At 64.0% G+C, this 25,142-nt stretch carries 16 protein-coding genes; 3 read left to right on the top strand and 13 right to left on the bottom strand.

Annotation, left to right across the window (positions count from 1 at the left end):
* Window positions 1–7: 7 nt before the first annotated feature.
* The 3 genes from ACZ5BU_RS20875 to ACZ5BU_RS20885 form a co-directional block, all read right to left on the bottom strand.
* Window positions 8–883: a hypothetical protein gene (locus ACZ5BU_RS20875; protein ID WP_465701161.1), complete on the bottom strand. Its 876-nt coding sequence runs from the start codon at window positions 881–883 to the stop codon at window positions 8–10.
* A gap of 320 nt (window positions 884–1,203) precedes the next feature.
* Window positions 1,204–1,965 (bottom strand): L,D-transpeptidase family protein, encoded by a 762-nt coding sequence (locus ACZ5BU_RS20880; RefSeq protein ID WP_465701163.1) that lies wholly within the window; start codon window positions 1,963–1,965, stop codon window positions 1,204–1,206.
* Between the two features lie 100 nt (window positions 1,966–2,065).
* Window positions 2,066–2,608, bottom strand: coding sequence for a GNAT family N-acetyltransferase (locus tag ACZ5BU_RS20885; protein WP_465701165.1), 543 nt, complete (start codon window positions 2,606–2,608; stop codon window positions 2,066–2,068).
* An 18-nt stretch (window positions 2,609–2,626) separates the two neighbouring features.
* Here ACZ5BU_RS20885 and ACZ5BU_RS20890 point away from each other — a divergent pair, with 18 nt between their 5' ends.
* A complete protein-coding gene (locus ACZ5BU_RS20890; protein ID WP_465701166.1) occupies window positions 2,627–3,538 on the top strand; it encodes a phosphotransferase family protein in 912 nt (303 codons plus the stop codon).
* Between the two features lie 4 nt (window positions 3,539–3,542).
* Here the strand turns inward: ACZ5BU_RS20890 and ACZ5BU_RS20895 are convergent, their stop codons facing one another.
* The gene (locus ACZ5BU_RS20895) at window positions 3,543–3,959 is read right to left on the bottom strand and encodes a hypothetical protein (RefSeq protein WP_465701168.1); all 417 of its coding nucleotides are present in this window, start codon (window positions 3,957–3,959) and stop codon (window positions 3,543–3,545) included.
* 10 nt (window positions 3,960–3,969) lie between these two features.
* Window positions 3,970–4,845, bottom strand: coding sequence for an SEC-C metal-binding domain-containing protein (locus ACZ5BU_RS20900; protein ID WP_465701169.1), 876 nt, complete (start codon window positions 4,843–4,845; stop codon window positions 3,970–3,972).
* Window positions 4,846–5,227: 382 nt separating this feature from the next.
* On the opposite strand from ACZ5BU_RS20900, the gene ACZ5BU_RS20905 reads away from it, so the two are divergent.
* A complete protein-coding gene (locus ACZ5BU_RS20905; RefSeq protein ID WP_465701171.1) occupies window positions 5,228–6,115 on the top strand; it encodes a LysR family transcriptional regulator in 888 nt (295 codons plus the stop codon).
* Window positions 6,116–6,540: 425 nt separating this feature from the next.
* Here ACZ5BU_RS20905 and ACZ5BU_RS20910 read toward each other — a convergent pair whose 3' ends face one another.
* From ACZ5BU_RS20910 to ACZ5BU_RS20920, 3 genes are all read right to left on the bottom strand, one after another.
* On the bottom strand, window positions 6,541–6,840 hold the full coding sequence (locus ACZ5BU_RS20910) for a hypothetical protein (protein WP_465701173.1): 300 nt from the start codon (window positions 6,838–6,840) through the stop codon (window positions 6,541–6,543).
* A 135-nt stretch (window positions 6,841–6,975) separates the two neighbouring features.
* A complete protein-coding gene (locus ACZ5BU_RS20915; protein ID WP_465701175.1) occupies window positions 6,976–7,950 on the bottom strand; it encodes an aldo/keto reductase in 975 nt (324 codons plus the stop codon).
* A 59-nt stretch (window positions 7,951–8,009) separates the two neighbouring features.
* The gene (locus ACZ5BU_RS20920) at window positions 8,010–8,360 is read right to left on the bottom strand and encodes a hypothetical protein (RefSeq protein ID WP_465701177.1); all 351 of its coding nucleotides are present in this window, start codon (window positions 8,358–8,360) and stop codon (window positions 8,010–8,012) included.
* Window positions 8,361–9,054: 694 nt separating this feature from the next.
* On the opposite strand from ACZ5BU_RS20920, the gene ACZ5BU_RS20925 reads away from it, so the two are divergent.
* A complete protein-coding gene (locus ACZ5BU_RS20925; RefSeq protein WP_465701178.1) occupies window positions 9,055–10,899 on the top strand; it encodes a GmrSD restriction endonuclease domain-containing protein in 1,845 nt (614 codons plus the stop codon).
* 339 nt (window positions 10,900–11,238) lie between these two features.
* Here the strand turns inward: ACZ5BU_RS20925 and drmC are convergent, their stop codons facing one another.
* The 5 genes from drmC to drmD are packed head-to-tail and all read right to left on the bottom strand — an operon-like array spanning window position 11,239 to window position 24,971.
* Complete coding sequence (gene drmC, locus ACZ5BU_RS20930) at window positions 11,239–11,964, bottom strand: DISARM system phospholipase D-like protein DrmC (RefSeq protein ID WP_465701180.1); 726 nt, start codon at window positions 11,962–11,964, stop codon at window positions 11,239–11,241.
* Window positions 11,961–14,042 carry a DrmB family protein gene (gene drmB / locus ACZ5BU_RS20935; RefSeq protein ID WP_465701181.1) on the bottom strand — a complete coding sequence of 694 codons (2,082 nt, stop codon included), beginning with the start codon at window positions 14,040–14,042 and terminating at the stop codon, window positions 11,961–11,963. The genes drmC and drmB overlap by 4 nt, the downstream gene beginning before the upstream one ends.
* Window positions 14,039–17,743: a DISARM system helicase DrmA gene (gene drmA, locus ACZ5BU_RS20940; RefSeq protein WP_465701183.1), complete on the bottom strand. Its 3,705-nt coding sequence runs from the start codon at window positions 17,741–17,743 to the stop codon at window positions 14,039–14,041. The genes drmB and drmA overlap by 4 nt, the downstream gene beginning before the upstream one ends.
* Window positions 17,740–21,825 (bottom strand): Eco57I restriction-modification methylase domain-containing protein, encoded by a 4,086-nt coding sequence (locus tag ACZ5BU_RS20945; protein ID WP_465701185.1) that lies wholly within the window; start codon window positions 21,823–21,825, stop codon window positions 17,740–17,742. The genes drmA and ACZ5BU_RS20945 overlap by 4 nt, the downstream gene beginning before the upstream one ends.
* A complete protein-coding gene (drmD, locus tag ACZ5BU_RS20950; protein WP_465701187.1) occupies window positions 21,822–24,971 on the bottom strand; it encodes a DISARM system SNF2-like helicase DrmD in 3,150 nt (1,049 codons plus the stop codon). The genes ACZ5BU_RS20945 and drmD overlap by 4 nt, the downstream gene beginning before the upstream one ends.
* Window positions 24,972–25,142: the final 171 nt, after the last annotated feature.

Raw genomic sequence — 25,142 nt, forward strand, 5'->3', positions numbered from 1 at the left:
GTTCCGCTTACTCGCCGAAGAGCGGTGGGACGTTGTCGGTTGTGTAGAGGGAATAGACCGGGTCGTTGAACGTGGCGGGCAGTTTGCCGAGGCCGTTGATGACAGTGGTGGCGCCGGTTGCGTGGCTGACGGCGTACAGGTAAGCCGTTCTGGTGTCCTTGTCGATGGCTGTGAGCAGAGTGCTCTGCGTCCCGCATCGCTCCGCGACCAGAGTCTCGAAACCCTGCCAGGTTGACGTGCGGACCTTCTTGACGATCGGCTTCATCGGAGCGGTTGCCGGGATGCGGATCGTGTACAGCGCGCCGCCGTGCGTTGTCGCGAGGAAGGTGTCGTACGTCTTCGTCTCGCTGATCAGCGTCATCGCCTTGACCGACGCGAAGCCGGGCGCTGAGGCGACGGTCCGCCAGCCGTTGGTCCAGCGGAACAGTACGCCGTCGTTGCGCAGGCCGTACTGCGCCGAACGGGCCGTGGGCGCGGTGCCGTAGTACGACTGCTCGACGTACGTGAACCTGTCCCAGCCGCCACCGACCTTGTCGAGGCTCAGCGTCTCCTGATGGGTCTCCTCGCTGTACAGCCAGGTCGACAGGTACAGCGTCGAGCCGAGTACGACGTACGCCGTCCTGGCCGATCCGCTCGGCGTCGGTCCCCAGAGCCAACTGGAGCTCAACCGCGCGGCACCGGCGGTGAACTGGTGCATGACATCGGCGTACTTCGCCGCTGGCGGCGTCGAGGCGGTGATGTTCGTCGCCGCGAAGTCACCGGCACTCGTGATCGATCCGGTCGCCATCGTGCACGGTCCGGCCGCGTGGGCGGGCGCCGAGGTCGCCGTCAGGGACAAGCCCGCGACCAGCAGTGCGGCCGCGCTCAGGGATTTGGTCTTCACGCCAACCTTGATACAACCGCCACCCGGAAAGTTGCCGGCGATGATAGGCATATGACATGAACCAACCCGCTTCGACCCTGCCTCCCTGCGAGAACTGCGGCGGCCGGCAAGTAGGCAACCTGGATGTCGTGAGCCAATATGCGGTAGGCATCCACCCCACCGACCGAGCCGTCTGGACCCACCCACTCTCACGCTTGGCCGCCGTCGTCTGCCTCAACTGTGGCCTCACCAAACTCTTCGCAACCGACCTGCACGCCATCAGGACCGAATCCGAAAAGAAGCCCGAAGACTTCACCTGGTAGCCGCTACGAGCGTCGTACCTAGTACTCGCCGTAGATCTGGACCTTCGTCCCGATCGGGGTGTCTTCGAAGATCTGGTGGATTTCGGGACGCATGACGCGGACGCAGCGGTGGCTGTCCGGGTACGGCTTCACGAGGGAGTTCACGCGGGACCCGTGCAGCGCGATCCCGGGCCGGTCCCTCAGGAAGTAGAGCGAGTCGTACATGTACGCGTCCTCGTACAGGCTGCTCTCATGCGCGCCGGCCCACTTGCGCCAGACTTTCCCGATCCGGTTCGGCGTCTCGTGGCCGGGGCCGCCGGTCGAGATCCAGACGATCCGCTTGTAGGTCTTGCCAACGATTTGGTAGAGGATCTGGCAGGTCTTGTTCACGTAGATCCCGGGCTCGCGGGTCGGCGCGGGGCGACTCGTTGCGTTGAGAACCGAGTACGCGTCGTTCAGCGTCAGGCCCACCCGGCTGACCGGCATCCCGTGGGTCTCGCGCCACGCGCACAACGCCTGCTTGGCGCGCGCCGTGATGTCGCCGTCGATGTCGCCGACCGGGTACCCGAGCTTGTCGAGCTGCCGTTCGACCCGGAACGCGTAGTACTCCGGCTTCTGCTTCACCTTGGGCTTCGGCTTCACCGTGGGCGTCGGCTTCGGGGTTGCCGTCGTGGCCGGAGGTGTGCTGCTCTTCGCCTGCGTGGGGGAGGGCGTCGTCTCACTCGCGGCCACGTCCGAGCAGCCGGCCAGGACGAACGACAGTACGACCGCGGCGGCAACGAGACCACGTCGACGAGACACGGATTCCCCTCTCCTCAGCTTTTTCAGCGTCGCAGAACCACGCCCGGTAAGCGCGCAGCGACCCGCCGAGACTAATCCGCAATGGTTCCTCCGCCGGGTCTTAACTGCTCTCCGTCACCGAACCGTTGCCGAGTTCGGGTTCCGGATCGGCGCGCAGCCGGCTGTACAGGTATCCGTCGCGGAGCTGCCCGGCCCGGAACTCGCACCCGCGGATCACGCCTTCGAGCCGGAAACCCGCCTTTTCCAAGGCTTTCTGCTCCGCGATGTTCTCCGGATGTGTCGCGGCCTGGATCCGCTGCACCGGCGTGTGCTCGAACAGGTACGTCGTCAGCATCGCCTGCGCCCGCCACCCGATCCCGCGCCCGCGGTACTCCGGCAGCAGCGCGATCCCGATCTCCCAGTACGGCGTCCGCCCGTCGAACGTCCCGGACCGCCAGCTGACGAACCCCGCCGTCTCGGAGCTGGTACTCACGATCAGCCGCCCGTCGTCCTTCCCGAGGAACCCGTCCTCGGCGTACCGCCGTACGGGCGCCTGCGGGTCGCGGTACCCGTTCCAGTCCAGCCCGATCAGCCATGGCTCGACCGCGAACCGCTGGAGCAGCGGCAGGTCGTCCTCCATCACGGGCCTCAACGCGACATCCATGCCTGCCAGACTAGGCACATGCGGTGGCTAGACGAGTATTCGCCGGCAGCGATCGCCGAGGCAGTACGTCGGGTCGCACCCGAGCTGAGCGATCTTCCGATCGTCGCCCGCGAACTGGTCAACAAGGACGAGCCGATGTGGTGGTCCTCCAGCGCGCTCCTCGGCAACCGGTACTTCGTCAAGTTCGCCTGGTCCCGCCCCGCGGCGCTCCGGCTCGCGCACGAGATCGACGTACTCGAGGCGCTGAGCCGCGAACCGGCGGTACCGTTCCTGCCGACACTGGTTGCGAGCAGCACCGATCCGGTCTTGCTGGTGACCGAGCTCGTTCCGGGCAGGACGCTGTTCGAGGTAGTCGACTCGATCGACCGGGACCGGGCCGGTCGTCAGCTCGCGCAGTTCCTCGGGTCGCTGCACCGGTCGCTCGACCGAGTGGGCGACGTACCGCCGGCGCCTCTCCAGCCCGCGACGACCGACACGTTGCGCGAGCGGTTCGGTGTCTGGGCCCGGCCGGCGCAGCGCGCCACGGTGCTCCGCTGGTGCGACTGGACCGACGAGGTGCTGTCAACGCCGCGCCCGCCGGTACTCGTCCACGCTGACCTGCACGGCGGGAACCAGATCTGGTACGGCGACGAGCTCCGCGCGGTCGTCGACCTCGAAACGGCAGGCCTCGCCGACCCGGAGTACGATCTCCGCGCGCTCCCCGGAACGGGCCCCTGCGTCGAGCTCGTCACGGCGACCATGCACCACTACGGTGAGTACACCGGCCACACGCTGGATCCCGAACGCGTAATGGCGTGGCACCTACGCACCGCCCTGGGCGACGCTCTCTGGCGCAGCGAAGCCGGCGTCCCACTACCCGACCACCGAACCCCACCCGAATGGATCGAAGACCTCTCCGCCCGCTTCACCGCCCTGAAGATCGCGAGCTGACGATCTAAAGGCCGAGGTCCCGGAGGAATTCGGGCTTGTAGGCTTGCAGTACGACATACCGCGGGTCCGGAACCTCCATGTCCGCGTTCTTGGCAGCGTCCCCAGCCGCGTCGTGCGGGCCGACCGGAACACTCGGGTCGGTCCAGTCCTGCTCGGCAGCATTCCAACGCGTAATGGTCGACGTCGCCTCGAGCCGCTCGGCGGCAACCAGCTCCTTGGCCGTACGCTCCGCCTCCTGGGCGTCCTCGAGCGTGTGCGTGTACATCAGCATCCGATCCCCGTCGCGGGTAACCGTCACCTGACTCCCAAGCCGCTTCTGCGCATCGTCATCCAGATCCAACGCCCGCAACCGATCCCAGAACGTGAGCCGATGCCCCTCGTCCCTCAGTACGACCTCAACCCGAAACTCCTCATCCGCCATGCGCGACACCCTACCCAGTGGAATCCCCAGGTGCCGGTACGGGCTCGACTGCCGGCAGCGCTCCGCCGCAGCACTTCTTGTACTTGACGCCGGATCCGCACCAGCACGGCTCGTTACGCGAAGGCGGCCAGCCAACTCGTCTGCCGTCAGGGACCGACAGGCCGTCGAATCGTTCGTCTTCAAGACAGTTCAGCACGCCTCCGTACGTCCAGGTAGCGATCGTTGCCCGCTGGTCCTCCACACGGAGCACCCGCTCAGCCCTTCGGTAGTACGCATCGGGGTCGTTGCCGATGAAGCGATTGCGCCACGGCACGTTCGTATCGAACTCGCTGCGTTCCCACACCTGCAACTGCCCGTCGATGACTACTGGATCTCGCAGCAGCTCACGCAGCTCGGACTCTCGGTCCCAAGCCTCGTCGCCGCCCATCGCTCCCAGCAGATCGATGTAGTCGAGAGGCATCCCCAGCGCCCACTTCACCCGCCGCCGGCCGGTCGCCAACTGCTGCAGCCTCCGGGAGCGGGAGGCCTCTTCAGCAGTCATGCGGTCGGTAGCCACGTCGTACCAGTAAAGCGCCTCTTCCTCCTGTCCCACCTCTTCGAGAAGCTCGGCAGCACGGAGCCACTCCAAGCTGTAGAAGCGTTTGTTGGCCATGACCGCGGCCAGTTCGGCTCTCGCCTCATCGTCGTGGCCCTCGCCGAACAGACACGCGGCGACTTCGACACGTGCCAGATCGTCAGCGTTTCCGGCTTCGTTGAAGCTCCGCTGCCACGGCGCGACAACCTGCTGGTGACGGCGCGGCACGCCGAGTTCGTTGGCAGTGAGGTGCAGCGCCATGTTGGTCTCTGCCCGGGGATCGCGGACCTTGTCCGCCAAGGGATCTTTCATGCCGGGGAAAGTATTCGTTCGACGACGCAGCGAACACACCTCTTTGAACCTGTGGATATCGACCCAAGCCTCATCGAACCCGGTCCCGGACACCCACCACTCACTAACCCAAACCTCTTTGCGCTCCTATCGGCTGGCTGAGCGTGGCGACCGGGTGAACCGCGGAGTCTGATCCGACTTACTGAGTGGTGCAGGTCCGCGGCCCAACCGAAGGCGGACGGCCACGCCATCACAATCGCCCGGCCGGCGCCGTTCGCCGCCTGAACCGCGTGCCGCAGGGCGCATTGAGATGGCCGGGCGGTCCGCTCCGACGGGCTACCTGTCTGCGCCAACATGCAGGGCCGCAGAATCGGTGTGGTTCGATCGACTACAGTTCTTAGTCATGGAGCTGAGGCACTTGGAGCACTTCGTCGCGGTCGCTGAGCAGAAGCACTTCACGCGGGCGGCCGAGGCGATGTCGATCTCACAGTCGGGCTTGTCCGCCTCGATCCGGGCGCTGGAGCGGGAGCTGCGGGCATCTCTGTTCGTACGGAACACCCGGAGCGTGGAGCTCACCGAGGCGGGGCGCGCCCTGCTCTGCGAGGGTCGCCGTACGCTCGCCGCCGCCGAAGCCGCCAAGGACGCGGTCGCCGCCGTACAGGGCCTGCTTCGCGGTCACCTCACCGTCGGGCTGGAGCAATGCCTCGGCGTGGTCGACGTCCCGGCGCTGCTCGCCAAGTTCCGTTCGGCGTATCCAGGAGTCGAGATCGAGGTCCGCCAGGCGGGCTCCACTCCGATGCTCGACGAACTCGCCTCGGGCCGCCTCGACGTCGCGTTCGTCGCGACCGCCGGCGACCCGGTCGACGGACTCGACCTGCGCCCGCTGTCCCGCGAGTCGATGGTCCTCGTCTGCTCACCCGACCACCGCCTGGCGAAGGCGTCCGCCGTCACGCTCGACGACCTGGCGGGGGAGTCGTTCGTCGACTTCGACCCGACCTGGGGCGCCCGCTCGATCTCCGACAGCGCCTTCGCCACGGCCGGCGTCGCACACCCGGTCACGATCGAGGTGAACGACGTACACACCCTCCTCGCACTCGTCGCCCACGACCTAGGCGTCGCCCTGGTCCCCGAACGCATCGCCGCCAAACGAGGCGACCACATCACCGTCCCGCTAGCCCCCGGCACAGCCTCCGACTGGCAGGTCTCAGTAGCCGTCCCCACAGGCCCCGCCGCCTCCCTAGCCGCCGACGCCCTAATAGGCATGCTCCCAACAACAGCCGTGCACGCGTAGCTAGCCGAATCAGGCGGGCCCCTCGCGTCGCCTTGGGCCCTGTCACCGAAGCTCGTGCTCGGCTCGCCGCGTTCCGACACCAGCCAAGCCTCAACGCCCGCACCGCGAAGGCTTGCCTCGATCTCACCGAGGATCGAGCGGTACCGCGGATAGTCCGGTACCGCGACCACAACGCGGGCATCTGTGTCCGCGCCACGCATCCGCATCGCCTTGAGCAGCGCGGACGCAAGCCAATGTGAAGCCTGCAAGGTCGGTGGCGTCGGCTTAGGCTGGCCGGCTTTGGCTCCTCGGGCGTACGTCGTCCCCGGATACCCCTTCACCTCGACCAGTAGCCGAGTCCCGTTTCGTTCAGCGATGACATCTGTCCCTCGCTCCTGGGTCTCGGTGTCGGCAACACGCAGGATGCGCCAACCGTCCCGAGCGAGTCAGCCAACGAGGGCGCCTTGGACAGCGGACTCATGCGGCCATCCGCGTTCAGGACCGCTCGTTTGCCCGATCGAGGGCTGCGGTGCGTGTTGAACCGGCGCTGCTGGATCGGCGCTGCTGAGCCGGTTGACGATTACCTCCCCGAAGGTGTCGCGCACGATCAGTCCCTCCGTCGCCATCTGCCGGCAGCGCGAGTTGATCTGCTGGTGCAGCTTGCCAAGCCGCGCGGCGAGCTGTGCGTCCGTCATCCCGTCTTCATTGCTGTGAAGTAGCTCGAGAACGTCATCGCGGATCGTCATTGGTCGCCACCTCGGGCTTCAGAGCACCTGACCGACAGCACTCACGACGATACGGGGGATAGCTGCCGAGGACAGCAGCTCACATAAAGCCGCCGCCGCACCCGGAGGGTACGGCGGCGGGAGTCTTGATGGGTCTTACCAGGCGTAGTCCTCGGGGGAGGTCTTGTAGCCGGGGAAGATCTCGTCCAGGCGCGCCAGTGCCTTCTCGTCGAGCTTGATGTCTACGGCACGAACGGCGGACTCCAGCTGCTCCATGGTCCGCGGACCGACGATCGGACCGGTCACGGCCGGCTGGTGCAGGAGCCACGCGAGCGCGAGCTCACCCGGCTCGTGCCCGAGCTCGTCCGCAAACGCCTCGTACTGCTCGATCTGCGGCCGCAAACGCTCCAGCGTCTCCTTCGAGCGCCCCTCCAGCCGCCGTACGCCCTCGTTCTCCTTACGGATCACGCCGCCGAGCAGACCACCTTGCAGCGGCGACCAGGGGATCACGCCGAGACCGTAGTACTGCGCAGCCGGCAGCACCTCGCGCTCCACGTCCCGTACCAGCAGGTTGTAGATGGACTGCTCGCTGACCAGCCCGATGTAGTTCCGCCGCGCCGCCGCCTCCTGCGCCTGCGCGATGTGCCAGCCGGCGAAGTTGCTGGACCCGGCGTACAGGATCTTCCCCTGCTGGATCGCAACGTCGATCGCCTGCCAGATCTCCTCCCACGGCGTGGCGCGATCCACGTGGTGGAACTGGTACAGATCGACGTAGTCCGTCTGCAACCGCTTCAACGAAGCATCAAGCGCCCGCCGAATGTTCAGCGCGGACAGCTTCCCCTCGTTCGGCCAGCCATCGCCCATGTCCCCGTAAACCTTGGTAGCCAGCACGGTCTTGTGCCGGTTCCCCGGGTCCTTCGCGAACCACTCGCCAATGATCTCCTCGGTCCGCCCCGGGTAGATCGCCCGCCCGTACCCGTTCGCAGTATCGAAGAAGTTGATCCCCTTCTCATGCGCCGCATCCATGATCGCGTGCGCATCCCCCACTTCGGTGTGAGGCCCAAAGTTCATAGTCCCCAACACAATCCGACTAACCGACAACCCAGTACGCCCAAGATGAGTGAAGTCCATGCCACCCACCCTCGCGCTCCGGCGACCACACTTCAAACAAAAGAATCAGGACAAAGCCATCACCTGAGCTTCTGAGTCAATCGGTCCCGAACTGCGTCGCTGGGTTCTGCGCCTCCCTCGGCGATCGCATCCAGGAGCACGCCGACGAGCGCGGCGGCCCGGGTATGCCGAAGGTCGAGGTCGAGACCGCGGCGCTCGGCGGTCTCACACAGAGCGGTGTACAGAGGTGCGTCCGGTTCTCTGACGAGGCCACCGCCGGCGACCATCGTGACAGGTTCGGTCAATCCGCAGGTACGAGCGAGGCTGAGGGCGTAGTCGGTGATCCGGTCCGCCTGCGTGCGGACGAGCTCGGCGACAACCGGGTCGTCATCTACGAGCGGGAGTACGTACGGAGCGTGGACGGCCTGCATCGCAAAGGTGAAGGCGCTGACCCGTTGAGGTCATGACCTCAAGCACTCCTCAGCCGTTGAAACCCGAAGAGCGGTGGCAGGTCGGCGGACAGCTTCGTCGGCTTGTCCAGCCGAGCTGAGCGAGGTACATCGCGCAGAAGGCCTCGCTCAGCAGACCGGATGCGCGGAGCAGATGCTGACGCCAGCACGACAGCGCCCATCTCCTTCAACGGTCCGCCAGCGGTCAGTGCGGCCCCGTACCCAGGACGACCGAGATCCCCTGCCCGTCGAGCCGTCGCACCGGATCAGGGCGAAGCCTCGTTCCTGATGCTGAGGCTGCTGAACAGCGACTGCAGCGCCGCGTTCCAGAACTGCTCGTCGGCGGGCCAGTCGACACCCGCCAAACGGAACGCCCGTGCCGTACGTCCAAAGGCCGCAGGCCCGCGGACGCAAGTACGTCGCCAACCAGGCCGAAGACGACTACCGAGGCGACGCCTACCAATTCACCGCCGACCTAACCCGCTAAACGGCCGCCGGCAACGGGTGATCCTCGGGTTACCTCGAATAGGTGCTATGCCTGCTGTGGCGTGTGTGCAGTTTGATGAACACGGGATGCAGACTCTCGGTCGCTGCGAGTAGCTTGGTGCCTAGCGGCCGGCAGCGGACGCAGGGTCAGGGATACACCCTGGACAATCGGCCGTGGAGGGATTCAGCGATGGGGTTTCAGACGCCGCTCTATGAGCTCAGCGACTATCTGAAGTGGACCGCCAGCGGGAAGATCCAGCTGCCGGACTTCCAGCGAGACTTCAAATGGGCTGATGAGCGGGTCCGGTCTCTGCTCGTCACGATCCTTCGTGGCCACCCGCTTGGCGTAGTCATGCTGTTGAAGACTGGGAGCGATCAGGTCAGGTTCAAGCCCAAGCCGCTGGAGGGCACGAATCCCGGCGTTGGCTGTGCGCCGGAGCTGCTCCTGCTGGACGGACAACAGCGGCTCACCTCACTGACTCAAGCCCTCACTGGGGATGGGGTTGTCTCGACGAAGGACAGTCGGGGAATGTTGTTTGAACGCTGCTACTACGTTGACATCGGCCTTGCTCTTCAAGGTGAGGACAGAATCGACGAAGCTGTCATCTCCGTGCCGGCTGACAGGGTCGTTCGCACCAATTTCGGCAAGGATGTTGTTCTCGATCTTTCCGATCCGGATAAGGAGCGCGAGGCTGGCTATTTTCCGCTCCGATTGCTGTACAGTAGCGCCCAGGCGATGAGGTGGATGCTGCGCCTCAAAAACCATGACGCGGCAGACTTTCAAGAAGCTGTTCTCGCGCCGGCTAATACCTACAACATCCCGGCCATCGAGCTGGACAACTCCACGAGCAAGTCGGCCGTTGCGACAGTCTTCGAGAAGGTCAACACAGGCGGTCTCACGCTCACCGTCTTTGAGTTGCTGACCGCAACGTTCGCCGGGGACAAGGATTACTTTGATGAACATGGCACCGACTTCCGGCTAAATGACGACTGGATGGAGACCCAAGCCAAGTTCGAGTCATACCCAGTCCTTTCAGGCTTGGAGAATACGGACTTCCTGCAGGCTGTCACTCTGCTGTCGACCCTCAAGCGGAACCAAGCCGACTTCAGTGCTCGTCCGCCGGCCGTGTCCGCGAAGCGGGAAGACGTTCTCAAGCTGACGTTGCCCGAATATCTCGAGTGGGTCGGACCGTTACGAGAGGCGTTCATCTGGGCGTCGAACTTCCTGGCTGATCGACACATCTTCGATGTCAAGTTCCTGCCGTATCCAAAGCAGCTTGTGCCGCTCGCAGTCATCAAAGTTGTGATGGGTAAAGAGGCCGATCTGATCGGTCCGCGCCAACGCATTGTTCGATGGTTCTGGTGCGGCATCCTGGGTGAGCTGTACGGCGCTGCTATCGAGACCAGGTTCGTCCGCGATCTCGAGCAGGTACCAACGTGGGCTCGCGATTCAGATGCCACACCGGTCCCGAACACTGTTCAGGATGCTACTTTCGTAGAATCTCGGCTTCACTCTTTGCGCACCCGCAACGCTGCGGCGTACAAGGGATTTTATGCCCTTCTGCTCGGCAATGGGGCGCGTGACTGGATGGAAGACAAGGCCTTGGATAAGGTCCAGTATGTCGAGTTGGCCGTCGATATTCATCACATCTTCCCGAAGGCGTGGTGCAACGCCAACGGCATTGACGCCGAGCACCGCGAGAGCATCGTCAACAAGACCGCGATCTCTGCCCAGACCAATCGAGCCATCGGCGGAGTTGCACCATCGGTCTACCTCCGGTACATCGAGAAGCGGGCACAGATATCGGCCGATGATCTCGACAACCTGCTCATGTCGCACTTGGTGCCTGCGGTGCCTCTGCGGACGGACGACTTCGACGAGTACTTCGCCGTCCGTCGAGAGCAGCTTTGCCAGGTAGCTGAGAAGGCGATGGGCAAGGCGGTACCGCGCGACGTCGGTGCTGGCGAGGCGGAGGAGGACTCGTCGCAGTTCGAGGAGTCGGAGGTCGCCGAGACTCCCGAGGAAGACGACTGACTGTCGGATCGTTAGGTCGGTCGACTGCCGGTTGAGCGCTTCCGAGAACCCTCGACGGCGTGGACGAAGTCGGTCGTGGCCTGGCAAGCCGCGCGGAACGAGCGGTCAGGTCTGTCGCCTATCGTGCTAGAGGTATGTCCCATCGCCGAGTCGGACAGCTGTGCTCGTTCGTTGCCTGGCGGCCGCGGGCAGATGTACCCGTGGCGACGATTAGCGAGGACCGGATGAGTCATCAGCGCGCCACTGTGGGAGCCTCTGTGTTGAGCAGGTGACCGATGGACTGACCTACCACAGCCGACCAACTTCATCCGGAACCCGTGAACCTCACCACTGGGCGAATCAGGCCAGATCCCGAAGGCTCCCGGCGGCCTGGAGGTCAGCAAATCGGCGAGTGATCTGGCTCGCGATCGACGTGTCGTGGACCAAGAGCCCCGCCTCGAGGTTCCGCTCTACCGCCGCGTACGACAAGTTCGCGCTGGTCACGAGGGCGGTGTGGCCGTCGATCACGAGGACCTTCGAGTGCTGCATGCGTGCGATGCCAGTCACGCTGTCGTGGAAGCCGAGCACTCGTGCACGTGGTACAGCGCGTCTGATGGCTTCTGCGCACTCCTTTTGCTGGCTTACGTCGGCGATGACGGTGATTGACAACTTTCTGCGTGCGGCACGCAGCAGCGCCTGCACAAATGGTGCAGTCGCTGTGCCCGAGTACGTGGATGCGAGAACCGATTCTTCGGCTTCGTCGATGAGACGTACGATGGCCGATGTCGTGCGAACCGAGTCACCAGGCAACTGCGGTCCGCTCCAAACGAGAGTTGGTGGAGTTGGCACCCGCTCCGCTGTTGCGGCTATCGCCCGCAGCGTCGCTGCCGCCGCGTGCTTGCTGGTGAAACCCTGGAGAATCTCCCGGACGAGTCCTTCCGCTTGCCCTCGCTTGTCCGCCGTGAGGCTCCGCACCGCACGACGAGGCATCCCGTCGATCACAAGGCTGTCTGCCACTCGACGCAACTCGGCCGGAGCGAGGAGCGCGCCCAGCGGCTCCAGAGACGCGAGACCCACGGTGGTCACGTCGTCAGACCGTCCAGCAGACCGGCGACCCCCAAATCAGTGACCTGGTTCGAGTAGAGCGTCAAAAGTAGACGACGATCCAGGAATCGGTTGGCGTTGTCACACGAGGTCTCAGACAGGAACGTGCAGAAGTGGCATGCGGCGCCGTGAAGGAAGTCTTCCTGGCCACGAGGTACGCGATGGGAACACACCGGGTCCGACGAACACCGTGATGCTCTTGAGATGGAGCGAGCAACGAGGCGTTCCACAGCGTCGGGCGCCGACTGTTCAACTAGCCCGCCGAGCGTTCCGTCACTATCAGGTGAGGTTGTGGAGATGAGGAAGCCCGCTGCAGGTTCGCGGTCGTCGGCGCCGCGCCACGCATAGATCCGCTCCGCGAGCGAGGCAGAGCCGTAGCCGGCGTCAAGCGCCATCTGCCGGATAATCAGGTGCGCTAGTGTGTGGACGGCCCAGTACCTAGGCGGCTCGAGACGTGCATCTGCATCGATGGGAGCCGCCGAGGTGCTCGTGCGACGCTGGACGTTGCGCCTGTGAGCCTCTCTGTGAGCGTCCCACAGCTTGGAGTCGCGGACGGCGTGCTCCCATGGCCCGATGACATCCTCGCGCAGTCGGAAAAAGACGCCCTCTCCGTGGTCTTCGGTGGCTGGAACCCACGTTGGCTTCTTCCGCGCAAGTGGTGCTAGTCGTTCTGGGGCATCGCCGATTCGCTCGAAGGCGTCGACGCGGGTGAATCCGACGAAGGCGTTGACCTTCTTCAATCGGTCGACTGCTGCGACGGTTTGTATGACTGGGGTCAGCCCCAGAGGAACGGGGACGTCCCTGATCCGAAAGTCGCTCTCGCGTGCGTGCCGGGCGAAATCGGCCGGGCGAATGAGCGTGCGCCACTCGGGTGCCCGTAGCTCGATAGGGCTATACGGTGTGGTCCGCCCCGAGTCTACGTCGCCTCCCGCTGTGACGAGCTGAAGCGCCTCCCAAACAGTGGAGTCGGGGACGTCGCTAAGGTCCAGGCCGTCTTTGAGAATCAGCATCTTGAACATAGGGACTGCAGCATCTGACGTCACCATTGCCCGAATGTCGGCCCCGACGCCTTGGAGCCGCGCAGCGACGTCTGCGACGTCGAGCTCCTTGCTCTCGGGGACGACGAGCAGGCTGATCGTGGCAGGGAACCACTGGTTGGCAGCGCCGAGCAGCATAAGTTTCGTTTCGGCGTCGCATGTTTCGAATGTCCCGAGATGGGGGTGGCGGCCACGGCAATGAGGCATGCGTTCGGCCCCCGCGGTGCCGGTGAGCTCACGCATGCTCCGGGTGAGTTCGCATGCGACACAGGTGATGCGGACCTCCGGACCAATGTTGCTACGCCATTCGAGCATCCGCAGCTTGGTTGCGGGGTTGATGACTCCTGGTGCCTTTACGCAGGTCCAGGTGCCACCGTGAGCTCGATGCACGAAGGCCGTGTACGGGAATTCGTCGAGGTGTCCGTTGAGGCAGGCGACGAGATAGCGAGCTGGTACGGCGACGCTGTCGCGCGGCTTGCCCTTGTTGTTGCGTCCGCGACATTGCTTGTGGACGAATCGTGCCTGGTCCGGGCGCATGCCGATCGTGTTGAGGAAGGTGAATGGGCCACCCTCGCCCTCGAATGGGGCGAGGAGGTCGCATCCGGTGCAGCGCAGCCAGCGAGGGAAGGCTGCAGCTGGAACGCCGACCTTAGGCACCTCGCGCGGGCCTACCTCTTGGCGCGGCGGGCGGCGGAGCTCACGCACCTGGCGACCTAGCTGAGCCTTGACAGCTTCGATTAGTCGCGGCTCGAATACCTGAAGTGGACCACCCATCTGAGCGTATGCGCGCTCCCAGGTATCGAGGCCCTGCGGCATAACTGCGATATGGGGTAGGTCGACCGACGCGCCGATTCCTGCCGTGTAGAGCAGCGCGGTTGGGCGCACGGAACCCACTCGGCCGAAGTTCTTCGGCTTGACCTGGTCCATGTGCTCGAACGGATCGAGGACGTCGGCCGCGGCGAGATAGCTTGGCTCTCCGCGCGACTCGCCACCGTCCGGTGCTGGACCTGACACCTGGCTCATGCGTCTATCTCCGCGTCGAATACCCAGGCTGGCGAATCGGGCGGGTCTGGCTCGGCAATGCGGTCACCGTACGAGCGGACGATGAGACTGATCTCCGGCTGTACTTCGCGCATTGAGTTCGCAACCCGTAGATACGCGTCGTCACCAAGTGCTGGACCGTCTTCAGAACTCCTCAGTAGGGCAGCGCCCTTGCCGGTGTAGCTGATGGACGGAACCGCCTTTGCCTTCTTGTACCACGCGTCGAGACGACGTGTGAGCTTGTCCTTGATGTCCTGCACTCGGTCATCCGCGCCCGAGCCCGCGGCTCGACGAGCAATCACATCGACGAGATTCTCTAGCGTCGAGAACCGCGAGGTGATGCTCCAAGCACCTTCTTGTGGCGAGTACGACGTCGTGTGTCCGACGTCCAGCACCCGAGCGATCGAAACGAGTACGCCGGTGAGCCCGCGCTCAAGCGAGCTATCGGAATAGGGGGTAACCGAGAGTGCCTCGACGTGGGCGTAGAACGTCCGGTGGTCGTGCTCGAACTGCTCGTAGTGAGCCATATCGCGTGGCCTGGACCTGTTGGCCAGGGTTACGACGAGCCCGGGTTTGGCCGAAACGCGGCCAACGCGAGAGGACGCTTGGATGTACTCTGCCGTGTTCTTTGGCTGCCCGACGACGACCATGAGCCCGAGGCGTCCGACGTCAACACCAACCTGGAGCATGGAGGTGGCAAGAATGACGTCGTAGGGCCGATCCCCAGCGCGCTTTGGAACCGCCCTGTTGTCTCGACGAAGAGCCGACTGATCGCTATGCGCGCGAGTGCTGTCCCAGGCTGGATCGAACGGAGCGGAGAGCCGATCAAGCGTCTTGGTGATGTCGGTGGAGGAAACGCGCGATGTCAGTTCACCGATTTCGAGACCCCACGTCCCGCGGCGAGGGTAGCCGCTAGCTCTGTCGGGGTTCGTGATGCGTGTAGTGACGTCATCATCCAGATACCGTCGCATACCGGCAAGCTCCCGAGTAGCGCTGAAGTAGCCCACGAGGGTCATGTATGGATCCGCCGCTTCGCGGTGCTCGTCGAGCAACTTCTGGCCTGCTAGAAGGAGGATCTCACTCACCCTGATTTCGGCGAGAGTGAGCTTCACACCATGCGCGCAGACACCGAGGTAACGACGACCAGGATGCTCGGCAGATACAGGTATCTCCTTTGAGAAGTACGTGTCGGCGATGTCGAGCACCTGTGGCGGGAAGATCTCGATTCCTCGGCCGTAGAGCCGGCGAACTTGTGCCTCAGCGTTCCGGCTGGTTGCTGTGGACGCGACGACGAGCGGCCGAACCGGCGCGGCAGTCGCTGCGTCAGAGCCAGACTGCCAGCAGCAAAGTGAGTCGACGGCGACCTCGAACAGGCCGACAGCGGTGCCGAGGGCACCAGTGATGAGGTGGAGCTCGTCCTGGATCACGAGGTCCGGGGGGCGCAGACGGTTAGCCTTCTGGATAGCAACCTTTGGCAGGCCATTCCCGGCCTTGTGGCTTGAGCCCGTGCAAACGGCTGCAGGGGTGTCAGGGTGTCGATAACCGTGGCGCGGACAACGCTCAGCAACGTGGCCGAAGAGACTCGCTGCTTGGCCTTCGCGCGCAATGCGAGCGAACTTGTCGACCGTCGCCAGGAGATAGGTTGGCGGAAACCGGTAGATCTCCTCGTCGACCGTCAGGATAGGCAGGCCATCATCGATGAGGCCGCCCTCGGCGAACGGGCACTCAGTGCCGAGCTTGGCTCCGCAGTGCACGAGAATCCGGCGACGAGCCTTGTCGAGTCGGATGTGTTGTTTGGGGGAGATTGGGGACCCACACCATGGACAGCGCTGGAGCTGTAGGACCGTGACGCCATACGGCCGTCCGTCAGTGGCGAGTGCAGCGCTGATCTGCTCCTCAGCCTCGCTAAAGGACTTGGGACTGACGTTGCTGCCAACCCAAAGACCGATCCGGAACGGTTCGGTTCCCCATGTCGACGGGTCGCCGCGGCGTACCAGTTCCGCAGCACACACGAGAGCTGTGGCGCGCTGGAATTGCTGAGTCGTAAGGAGGCGCAGCGTGTAGCGCATGAGAACGGCCACGCCGTCGCGCCCATCCAACGGCCCGTCGGGCGAGTCTACGACGCCATGAAGCCGCCGGATCGCAAATGTGTACGCCGCAAGGCCAAGGTAGGCCTCGGTCTTGCCGCCGCCCGTGGGAAAGAAGAGCAGCTCGGCACGGGCATCGTCGCTGCTACGCCGCAGAGCGGTCGGATCGGTGAGCGCCGGCAGCTGCATGAGAATGAAGCCGATCTGAAAGTGTCGCCAGGACGCGGCGGCCTCGCCCTTGGCAACCACCCCTTCAAGGGCAGCCGCGATGCCGACGGTGGCATCTTCGGACCGGATCTGTGCGACTTGGCTGTGCACGCGCTGATCCGCCATCACGCGGTTCATGAACTGGAATGCACGGAAAGCGTCCTGGTCTGAGCCAAGCAACGCGAGCCCTTCCTCGAGCCGATCGGCGGCGATGCCGGCGTCCTCAACGGCAAGTACTGCCACGTCTCGAAGGTGGTCGGGAAGATCGACGGTGTCGGCCGCGCGCTCGCCGAGCCACTCGCGATAACCGCTGATCAGCGGCGTGAGCCCCTCGACAACTTCATGCTGAGATGCTGCTGCCAAGCGATCCATCGATAGGAGCGTCCCGTCGACACCGGACGCGATCGTCTGAGGGATCTCTGCCTCTGGTATCCAAGTGGTCCGCACTCGATTCGCAGTACGGACACCGGCAGCGAGGTCACGTTGCCATGTGCTATCGGTGGATGGGGCCGCTGTTGCCCAGGTCGCCGAGCAGGTGCGGCCGATCGCGAACTCGAGCCGGTCGCGGTAGAGCAGTTCTAGCCGCTCCTCTTCATCACTGAGACCGGGGGGCAGCCCGTCGAGAGTGTCACGGATGGGTAGGAACACGTTGGTGTCATCAGCAGCTGAGACTTCGAGCTCGGCTTGGAACAGCCACTGGCGTGGTGGGAGGTTCCCGTTGGTGATCCGCCGATTCTGGAGGGCGACCTCAATGATGAGCGTCCCGTCGCGGTCTGGCAGGACCTCAACACTGACCGATACCTCGACATCACCATCGCGTTCGAGGATGGGCATATCCAAGTCTGCCCCTGGCACGAGATGCCCGGCTGCAACGATGACCCGGCGCTCGTGCGGAGTGCGGTCATAGTACGTTCGGGTTCGTCCATCCTCGTCCACCTCTCGACGCGGCGAATACGCACCCCAGCGAGCGGTGAGGGCGAGCCCAGGTCCGCCAGATGCTATTCGGAACCGCAGACCCATAGAGGAGGGTGCGATCAGCTTGGAGGCTGGCCCCTTGTCGTCGGTCTCGTCCGGTTCGTCAGACTCTGCGATTGCGAGGTCGTCGACCTCAGGGACACCGCTGCTCGACTCGTCGACTGGAGCGATCAGAGCCGCCTCCGCGGCGCGCAGGTCATCCCAATCCGGACCTAGCCCCGCGGCGGCTGGGTTCTCGACGACGACAACGGCCGTGTCGACCTTCACGGGAGCCAGCGCGCCCACCAAATAGCGCCCACGGGGATTGCCCACCACGATTTCGGCTGGGCCGCCCCACGGTCCGACCAGATCGGCGACGAGGAGGCGATGTAGCTCGTCCCTTACGTGGCTCGAAGAAGCTGCAGCCTTCGTCATGCGTACTCACCGCCAATGTCTCCGAGCTTCTCCCCAGCCTGGCCTCGACTGTCGACCTCGATCTGACTGACCGAGCGGCGGTGGTTCTCCTCAAGTAACCGGTCGAGCAGCTCGACACGGGCTGCCGGACCGATCGAGAAGCGCTCAGTCTGCTGATAAGTATGGAATCCGTGACCGAGCGAAACATCGTCCCACCCGTAGCTCTGCACGACAGCCTCGTCGAGTTGGACGTGAATCTCCCGCAAGCGGTCGATGTCGGCGTCGCCCTCGACGTGAGGATCGTTGACGAGGTTGTAGAGCTTCGTCAGGCTGAGATCGCGGCGGAGCATGATCTCGCGGCGTGTCCGGTCAAGCGTCCTGCCCGCGAACTCAAGGACGTCAGTCCGGGGCGGACGGGGAAACGTCTCAAAAACGTCAGACGGCGTATACCGGGGATCGTCCCGGATACCGGATCCATACTTGATGGCCCACATCTGATGCAGGCTCGACGACAGCACAGCTTGATCGGCGTAGTCGTCTGTAACGAACACCCCGAAAGCGTGGCTGAATACTTGGTCAGTCGGCAATCGCACCGGCATCACGTTCTGACTATGGAGCACGATCGCGAGGACCTCATCGAGGCCATTCATCGCTTGCTCAAGCCCGCCGGCGTAGTCACCGAATTGCCACCACTTTTCCCGTCTGGACTTCCTTGAGTTCTTGGCCCGAGCAGGTTGCACGTGCTTTCGTAGATGAGCCAATGCGCCGGGGTAATTCTCTGCAACCTCGAGAGACCATTTCCGAAAACAGATAACCCAACGGGAGGCGGCCATATCACTGCGGCCCGAGATGTCTTTCTTGCCATCCGGGAATGGGTATATTACGGCCGCGCTCCCAGCGTCGCCCTGGAGAATCTGTCCGCGCTGGTCATTGTCGATGATGAACCCGGCGCCGTATACGTTCGATCCTTTGAAGCAAATTCCACGATTTTCCGCCAACCGCACGGGGTCGCCGTCGAAATTTCCGGGTTCCTCGAGTCCAGAACCGATTGATGTGACCGTTCGTCCGTCCAACTCGCCACTAACCGGTGGCACTCGAGACATCCACAGTTTCGCGATCGAGACATTCGCCCCACTGGTGGGCCACGGTGTCGCCTTGACTGCTCGATATATGTGCATACCTGATGACAACAACTGAGCGAGGCCAACATTGCGAGTGTCGCCATCGCTGATGGAGTTGGTTGTTATCAGGCCGAGAACGCCATTTTCTTGATTCAGGAGTCCATCGGCCCGGAGTAGGAAATATGCTGCAATATCGGCAGCTCCGGGTGAACCATGTCCAATTTGGTATCGGAGCCACTCTCGTAGATTTCTACCGAAATGGCGAGTTGGCGCTGGGCCGCCGAGGAAAGGCGGGTTTCCAATGATAGCATCGAAGCCGCCATTGTCAATCATCACCTCGGGCACCTCAAGTATCCAATGTAGGGGTTTCCATCGGTGGTAGTCGGTTTCGACCGTCGGAGTCAGGCCGCTGTCGATTATCAAGTCAAGCATTTCGGGATCGCCTAGGTCCGCATTCATGAGCGCGTAGGAGAGGCTTTCGTATGCCGCGTCGAGGGCTTTACTCTCCTTGCCACCGAGTGGCAGGCCCGCGGCGACGATGCCGTCGCCGATCGTGCGCAGGCGAACGAGGTGCTGGTCGAGCTGCTTCATCAGTCGACGCTTGGTTTGAGCCGAGCGCATAACATCGCTCTCTGACACGGGCGACGCCAGCTGGTGACGGATCTCACTGGCGTGCTGGATCGCCAGGTTGATGTCGAAGGTGAAACCAGGGTTGTGCTCGCGGGCGGAGGACGGATCGATATGCAGGCCTCGGAGCTGGCGCAACTCCGTCAGGCCCAACAACGAGTTACCGCTGAAGATCTTGTCGTCCACAAATGAGAACGGGCGGTCCGGATCGAGCGAGACGAGCCAGAGCGAAAGCTTGCACATCTCGACGGCCATTTGGTTGATATCTGCTCCGTACAGGCAGCGCGCGATGATGTCCCGGCGGGCTCCAATGGTCCGATGCCTACGCTGGGCGACGGTTGAGTCCGCGCGAGTGATGCCTTCGGCGTCCCAGGCATCCAGAAGTCGCTCGCCCAGGTATCGCGCGGCGGCGACCAGGAATGCACCCGACCCTACTGCGATGTCGGCGATCTTGAGGTCGAGGATCTGAGATGAAGAGATCAGCTTCCACTGCGTTGTGTCTGCCGTCTGAAGCGGACCAGGCGAGTAAACGAGCGGTTCGAGCGTGTGAAGGACTACCTCCTCTGCGAGCGAGCGAGGTGTGTAGTGCGTGCCTGACGTCGCACGGGACCGAGTCTCGACCACGAGTAGCCCACCGGTGGGCACTACGTAGGGAAGTCCTCGGGGGTCCAAACGCATAAGTTTGTAGTAGCCGACGAGTTCCTCGATCAGGCTATCGTCAGCTACGACAGGGCGAAGCCGGCGTCGGGCTTCATCTTCTATGGCGGGCATGCCGCTCTCGGCGTATGCCTTGGCGAGCTGGCGCATCGTGCGAGTCTTGGCCCCGGACTGATCGTTCTTCAGCCACGCGATGAGCTGCCTGGCGAAGAGGTTCGGGTCCTCGCCTGCCCGGTCGTTGAGGTCGTGCAACACACGTAGAGCCACCTCAGGCTCTGAACCGGCCTCGGGGCCCTGCAGACCGACGATGACCTCGTCGGTGTAGCGGGCCGAATATCCGAGCAGGCCCTCGTAGACGTAGCCGATCTGTTCGACATCGAGCTCGCGGAATGAGACCTGGCGATCCTCACCACCGACTCGCGCGTGCTGGACGGACCGTAGTACGTGGAACATGACCCGGTCGTCGACTAGCACTCGCAGACCGCCGGTGGTCTCGTCTGTTGAGGTGAGCCAGGGGAACCGGGCAGGGTCGAAGAGCGACCCACCGTAGGCGGGCATCCGCAGGTCCTCGAATGTTGCGCCCGTGTAAAGGGCCTGGCTTGTCGCGAGGATTCGATGCCAGGTGTCATAAGTCGCCGCGAGGGCTTCGTCACCCTCAATACCGACTGCATGCCGGCGCCGCTCGTCGAGACGGTCGAAGACTTCGGAAATGGCGTATGCCTCGCGGTACAGCTGTTCGGTCGGCAGCAGTTCGTTGGCTTCGGCGAAGAGGAGGAAAACGATCCGCATCATGGATGTGACGGCGGCATCGTAGACTTTGTGCCCGTCGGTCGGCAGTGGCGACTCTGCGCCGTCGGCGAGCGCGCGCAGGTGGGACGCGGAGAATGATTGCACCAGCAGCTCGACTGAGGCGCGGACCTGGTTGCCCAGCGCGTCGGTGATCTCCTCGGCGCTCGCGATGCTCGACTCGAGCAATGCGGCGAGACGCCGTTCGACCGTCCCGCCAGCGAGAGAAGTGAGTCGCGCCAGTGCCCAGAATGCATCCCGCAAGTCCGGCTCCTCGCGAAACAGCGCGCCGTCGAATATGCCGGAGCCGGTACTTCCTTGAGCGCTCTGCCACACAAGGGCCCACCATCGGCCGTCGGTGACCACAGCTACCGGTATCCGCGCACCATCGCCTTCGCCCGAGGCGCGTAGCAGCGCGGCGGCACGGTCGACAGCATTTGCCGACCATCCGTCGACTCCCGCTGCTGCGAGATCCTCTGTTGGGCCGACCACCAACAGCAAGGCCGCTGGGCCGCCACCTGCTTCCAGTACCGCGGCCGTCGACACACTGACGGAGTGATCCAAGTTCCACGCTCGAACAGATGCGCTGTCGTCGGTGAGGGCGTACTCACCCCATTCCAGGACGTCCCTGGTCATGATACGGATCCAGGCGTCACGGGCTTCGACGTATCGAGTCAGCGGCGCGCCATCCATACGGTTCGCAGTGCGCATCCATGTCGTCCACGCCTGCTCCCAATCGGTGAAGCCGGCACGGAATGCCTCGCGGACACCATCCACCGTGGCGTCGGGCCGAGAGAGACCAGATGGGAAGTGGGTCTTCAGCGCTGGGCGGGACAGGAACGGGCCCTCGGTTTCGACCAGCTCAAGCCAGCCGAAGGGGTCCTCGGTGCGAGGTGGTCGGCGTGCTCTCACTTGACGGCCTCCTCGGCGTCTGCGGGCGTGAGGGCGAAGACGAGCGCCCCAGTGAACACATGTGGGGTTGGCCGAGCGTAGCGAGCTTCAACGGCGTCCCGTTCCCGTGTGCGTTCGTCAGAAAGAACCCCTAGGCGGCGCTCCACCTCACGGATGTCACGTCGACGCTGCGCAGCACTCCCGTCGGGCTCGAACAGCGTGTCCGCTGCCTCACGGGCTTCCCGTTCCATTCGAGCGAGGGACCTCGCCAGGGTGTCCGCGAAGCGCTGGAAGGTGGCGTTGACGCCCGCCAGATCCGCCTGCAATCGCGCGACCAATGAAGCATCGAGCTCGCGCAGCCGACGATCCGCGCGGGTCTGCACCGCACGTTCGACCCGAGCACGTAGGCCGTTGGTTTCATCGGCATCAGCGTTCCACCGCCGGACGATCGGATGCAGCGTTGCCTTGGGGACGCTCATCAGCTGATCGCCATCCAGCGTCGCCGCCAGCAACTCCTCTGACAGTTCCTCGCCGAGCTCCTGTCGGCGACGTAGCCGCGTCCCGGCGAGAAAGACTTCCTCGTGCAGGCGAGCGCCACTCGCACCGACGAGGACCAGCCGCGCTACGGCTGCCGCGAAGGAGTCCCGGAGGTCTGGGACGACAACGGCCGTGATGCGGCGGATCGAGGGCTTCGGCTGCCACAGCTCCTGACGCAATGTCCTTGTGGCGAGTTGGACGAGCGGGTGGCCGAGGTGGGCGTGGACGATGTCTGTCCGTCCATCCGCAAACACTTCCGGCGCGAAGCTGATTGGTCGACGGTCGCCGGTCAGCGGGTCGTCTAGATCGGCTGTCGCGAACTGCCAGCTCGGTCCGATGCTGCGCGGCACCCCGAAGACCGGTTCATCAGTGCGGTCATCACCGATCTCCTCTAACCTCGGCTGATTCTGCAGATCCAGCGCAGTGTCGACGACTCGGCGGACGTTGGACGGATGCAGGTGGAGCCGGTCGCGTACGGAGCCCAATTCTTCGGCTATGCGTGTCAGCTCCCCAGACAGACGGCGCTCGCCACTGAGCAGCTCATTGACGGCCTTCTGAGAGGCGTCCGCGCTCCTGGCGGGACGAGCCACCCTACCGAGCAGTTCGCGCTCGACATCAGGCGCTAGGACTGGGTTCGCTGAGCCGAGATCCGCGCGTACGTTCTGCATCTTGTTCGTGAGCCGTCGCAGCAGGTCCATGTCCTGGGCGAGGGCCGAGCCGCCGGCTCGGTCAGGAGCGAAATGCCACGCGATAGGCGTCAGGGTCTGCCCATAGCGATCGATCCGTCCGATTCGCTGCTCAAGCCGATTCGGGTTGAACGGAACGTCGAAGTTGACGAGGCGGTGGCAGTGCCGCTGCAGGTCGATCCCTTCGCCCGCCGCATCGGTAGCCAGAAGGACGCGCACTGGATGCTCAGCGGGATTGGCGTTGAAACGGCGGCGGATGTCCTCGCGGTCCTCCTGCGGGGTTTGACCATGGATCACCGCCAACCGCTTCGAGTCGTAACCGGCGCTGGTCAGCACCGAGTGCATCCACTCGAGCGTGTCGACGTACTCAGTGAAGACTACGACGCGCTCGTTCGACCAGGTGCCATTGGGCCTCGTGATGCCCTCTAGGAAAGTCATGAGCCCGCTCAGCCGTGAGTCGGGCGCGGCCTCATATCGCTCGCCCCAAGCGATCAAAGCCTCAAGATCTGCCACATCGCGTGCGGGTAGCTCTGGCAAGGCCCGACGAGTATTTAGAAGAGTGTCGAGTTCAGGCTGAGCTGCGCGGCCTTCCTCGTCGTCGGCACCGTTCTCGCCCATCACATCGTCATACTCAGGCAGCATCGGCTCACGACCGTCGCGTCTCGCCTCTAGATAGGCGCTCGCCGTCTTCGCGAAGGCCCAGGGCGAGGATAGGAACCTCTTCTTGAGCAGCAACGCGGCGATGTCCGCAGCGCTTCCGTGAGTCGATCGGGAGGCATGCTGGCGGCGGTTGATCAGCTCAAGAAGTTGATCGTACGTCTTGGCCTCGTCCTCGTTGGGGGCATAGGGCAGGGACTTGACCTCGCGTTCCCGGAATCGGCTGTCTCCGAGATCCGTCTTCAGGCGGCGGACAGCAACTTCGCCTAGAGCTACGCGGTCGATCTCCGCGCCGCGCGCGAAACGGTGTTCGTCGACCATCTCGAGCAGGGCGGTGAAAGACTCCTGATAGCCGTTGTGCGGGGTGGCGCTGAGGAATAGTCGGTGCTCCGCCATGCGTGCAAGTTCGCGAACTGCCAGGGTCCGCTGCGAGTCGACCGCATACGCGCGCTTCCCCGAGGTATGCTGCGGCGCCGAAGGCGCGACGTGATGAGCCTCGTCGACAACGAGGACGTCGAACGCGAAGCCGTCCGTGGACGGTCGCCGACAGGCGACGTCGAAGGCGGCCTGCAAGAGACGCTGCGCCCTGGCACCCGGTAGCCACGACATCGACACAATTACGCGGGGGAACAAGACGAATGGGTTGGCGTGGACCCCGTATTGGCGGCGCATGTCGCGCATCGTGTCGGAACTGATGACCTCGAAAGAGAGCCCGAACTTCTCGGCCATCTCATCCTGCCACTTGAGCACCAAGCCGGCTGGGCAGACGATGGCCACCGACCGTGCGCGGTGACGGAGCAACAGCTCCTGCACGACGAGACCAGCCTCGATGGTCTTGCCGAGGCCGACGTCATCGGCTAGGAGGAGGTTCGTCCGCGGGGCAGCCAGGGCTCGGCGCAACGGCTCCAGCTGATATGGCTCGACGGTTGCGCCGCTCCGGAAAGGTGCTTGGTAGGCGGCTTGGTCGGCAGAGGTCACGGCGCCCCAGCGGAGGGCATCCACGAAAGCCGCGAGCGTGGCTGGATCGTCGACTTGCTCTGCGTCTAAGGTGTGAGGCAAGCCGTGCTCCGGGACGAGATTTGTGCCAGCTTCGATCTCCCAGACAACCCGGAGTTCGTCACCGTAACGGTCGTCTCCCATCGCCTGGAGAGCCACGGCATGCTGCAGCTCAGCTGCACCATCGTCGGCTGACGAACGGGGGAGTCCTTGAGCCGTGATGTCGGTGACCACCCAGCGGGCGCCTCGGACATCGACCAGCTGACCAACCTCAGGCAATGCTGACGGCACGGATTGTCCCCTTCATCGAGTGCACTCATCGAACACTATCGGTGGTCGGCCGCAGTTCGTTTCGTTGCGGATCAGCATGTTCGGCCTAGGAGAGGCACTGCCGGTGTCGCCTCTCGTCACACAGCCTGCTGCTGGTGCTCAGGTCAACGAATCTGGCCTCAGGCCCCGCGT

The organism is Kribbella sp. NPDC031520 (genome assembly GCF_055580825.1).

Excerpts from the sequence above, each read along its gene's own strand:
- ACZ5BU_RS20890 (WP_465701166.1), top strand. The coding sequence starts at position 2,627 with ATGCGGTGGCTAGACGAGTATTCGCCGGCAGCGATCGCCGAGGCAGTA.
- ACZ5BU_RS20925 (WP_465701178.1), top strand. The coding sequence starts at position 9,055 with ATGGGGTTTCAGACGCCGCTCTATGAGCTCAGCGACTATCTGAAGTGG.
- ACZ5BU_RS20905 (WP_465701171.1), top strand. The coding sequence starts at position 5,228 with ATGGAGCTGAGGCACTTGGAGCACTTCGTCGCGGTCGCTGAGCAGAAG.
- ACZ5BU_RS20920 (WP_465701177.1), bottom strand. The coding sequence starts at position 8,360 with ATGCAGGCCGTCCACGCTCCGTACGTACTCCCGCTCGTAGATGACGAC.
- ACZ5BU_RS20915 (WP_465701175.1), bottom strand. The coding sequence starts at position 7,950 with ATGGACTTCACTCATCTTGGGCGTACTGGGTTGTCGGTTAGTCGGATT.
- drmA (WP_465701183.1), bottom strand. The coding sequence starts at position 17,743 with ATGACGAAGGCTGCAGCTTCTTCGAGCCACGTAAGGGACGAGCTACAT.
- ACZ5BU_RS20885 (WP_465701165.1), bottom strand. The coding sequence starts at position 2,608 with ATGGATGTCGCGTTGAGGCCCGTGATGGAGGACGACCTGCCGCTGCTC.
- ACZ5BU_RS20910 (WP_465701173.1), bottom strand. The coding sequence starts at position 6,840 with ATGACGATCCGCGATGACGTTCTCGAGCTACTTCACAGCAATGAAGAC.
- ACZ5BU_RS20895 (WP_465701168.1), bottom strand. The coding sequence starts at position 3,959 with ATGGCGGATGAGGAGTTTCGGGTTGAGGTCGTACTGAGGGACGAGGGG.
- ACZ5BU_RS20900 (WP_465701169.1), bottom strand. The coding sequence starts at position 4,845 with ATGAAAGATCCCTTGGCGGACAAGGTCCGCGATCCCCGGGCAGAGACC.
- drmB (WP_465701181.1), bottom strand. The coding sequence starts at position 14,042 with ATGAGCCAGGTGTCAGGTCCAGCACCGGACGGTGGCGAGTCGCGCGGA.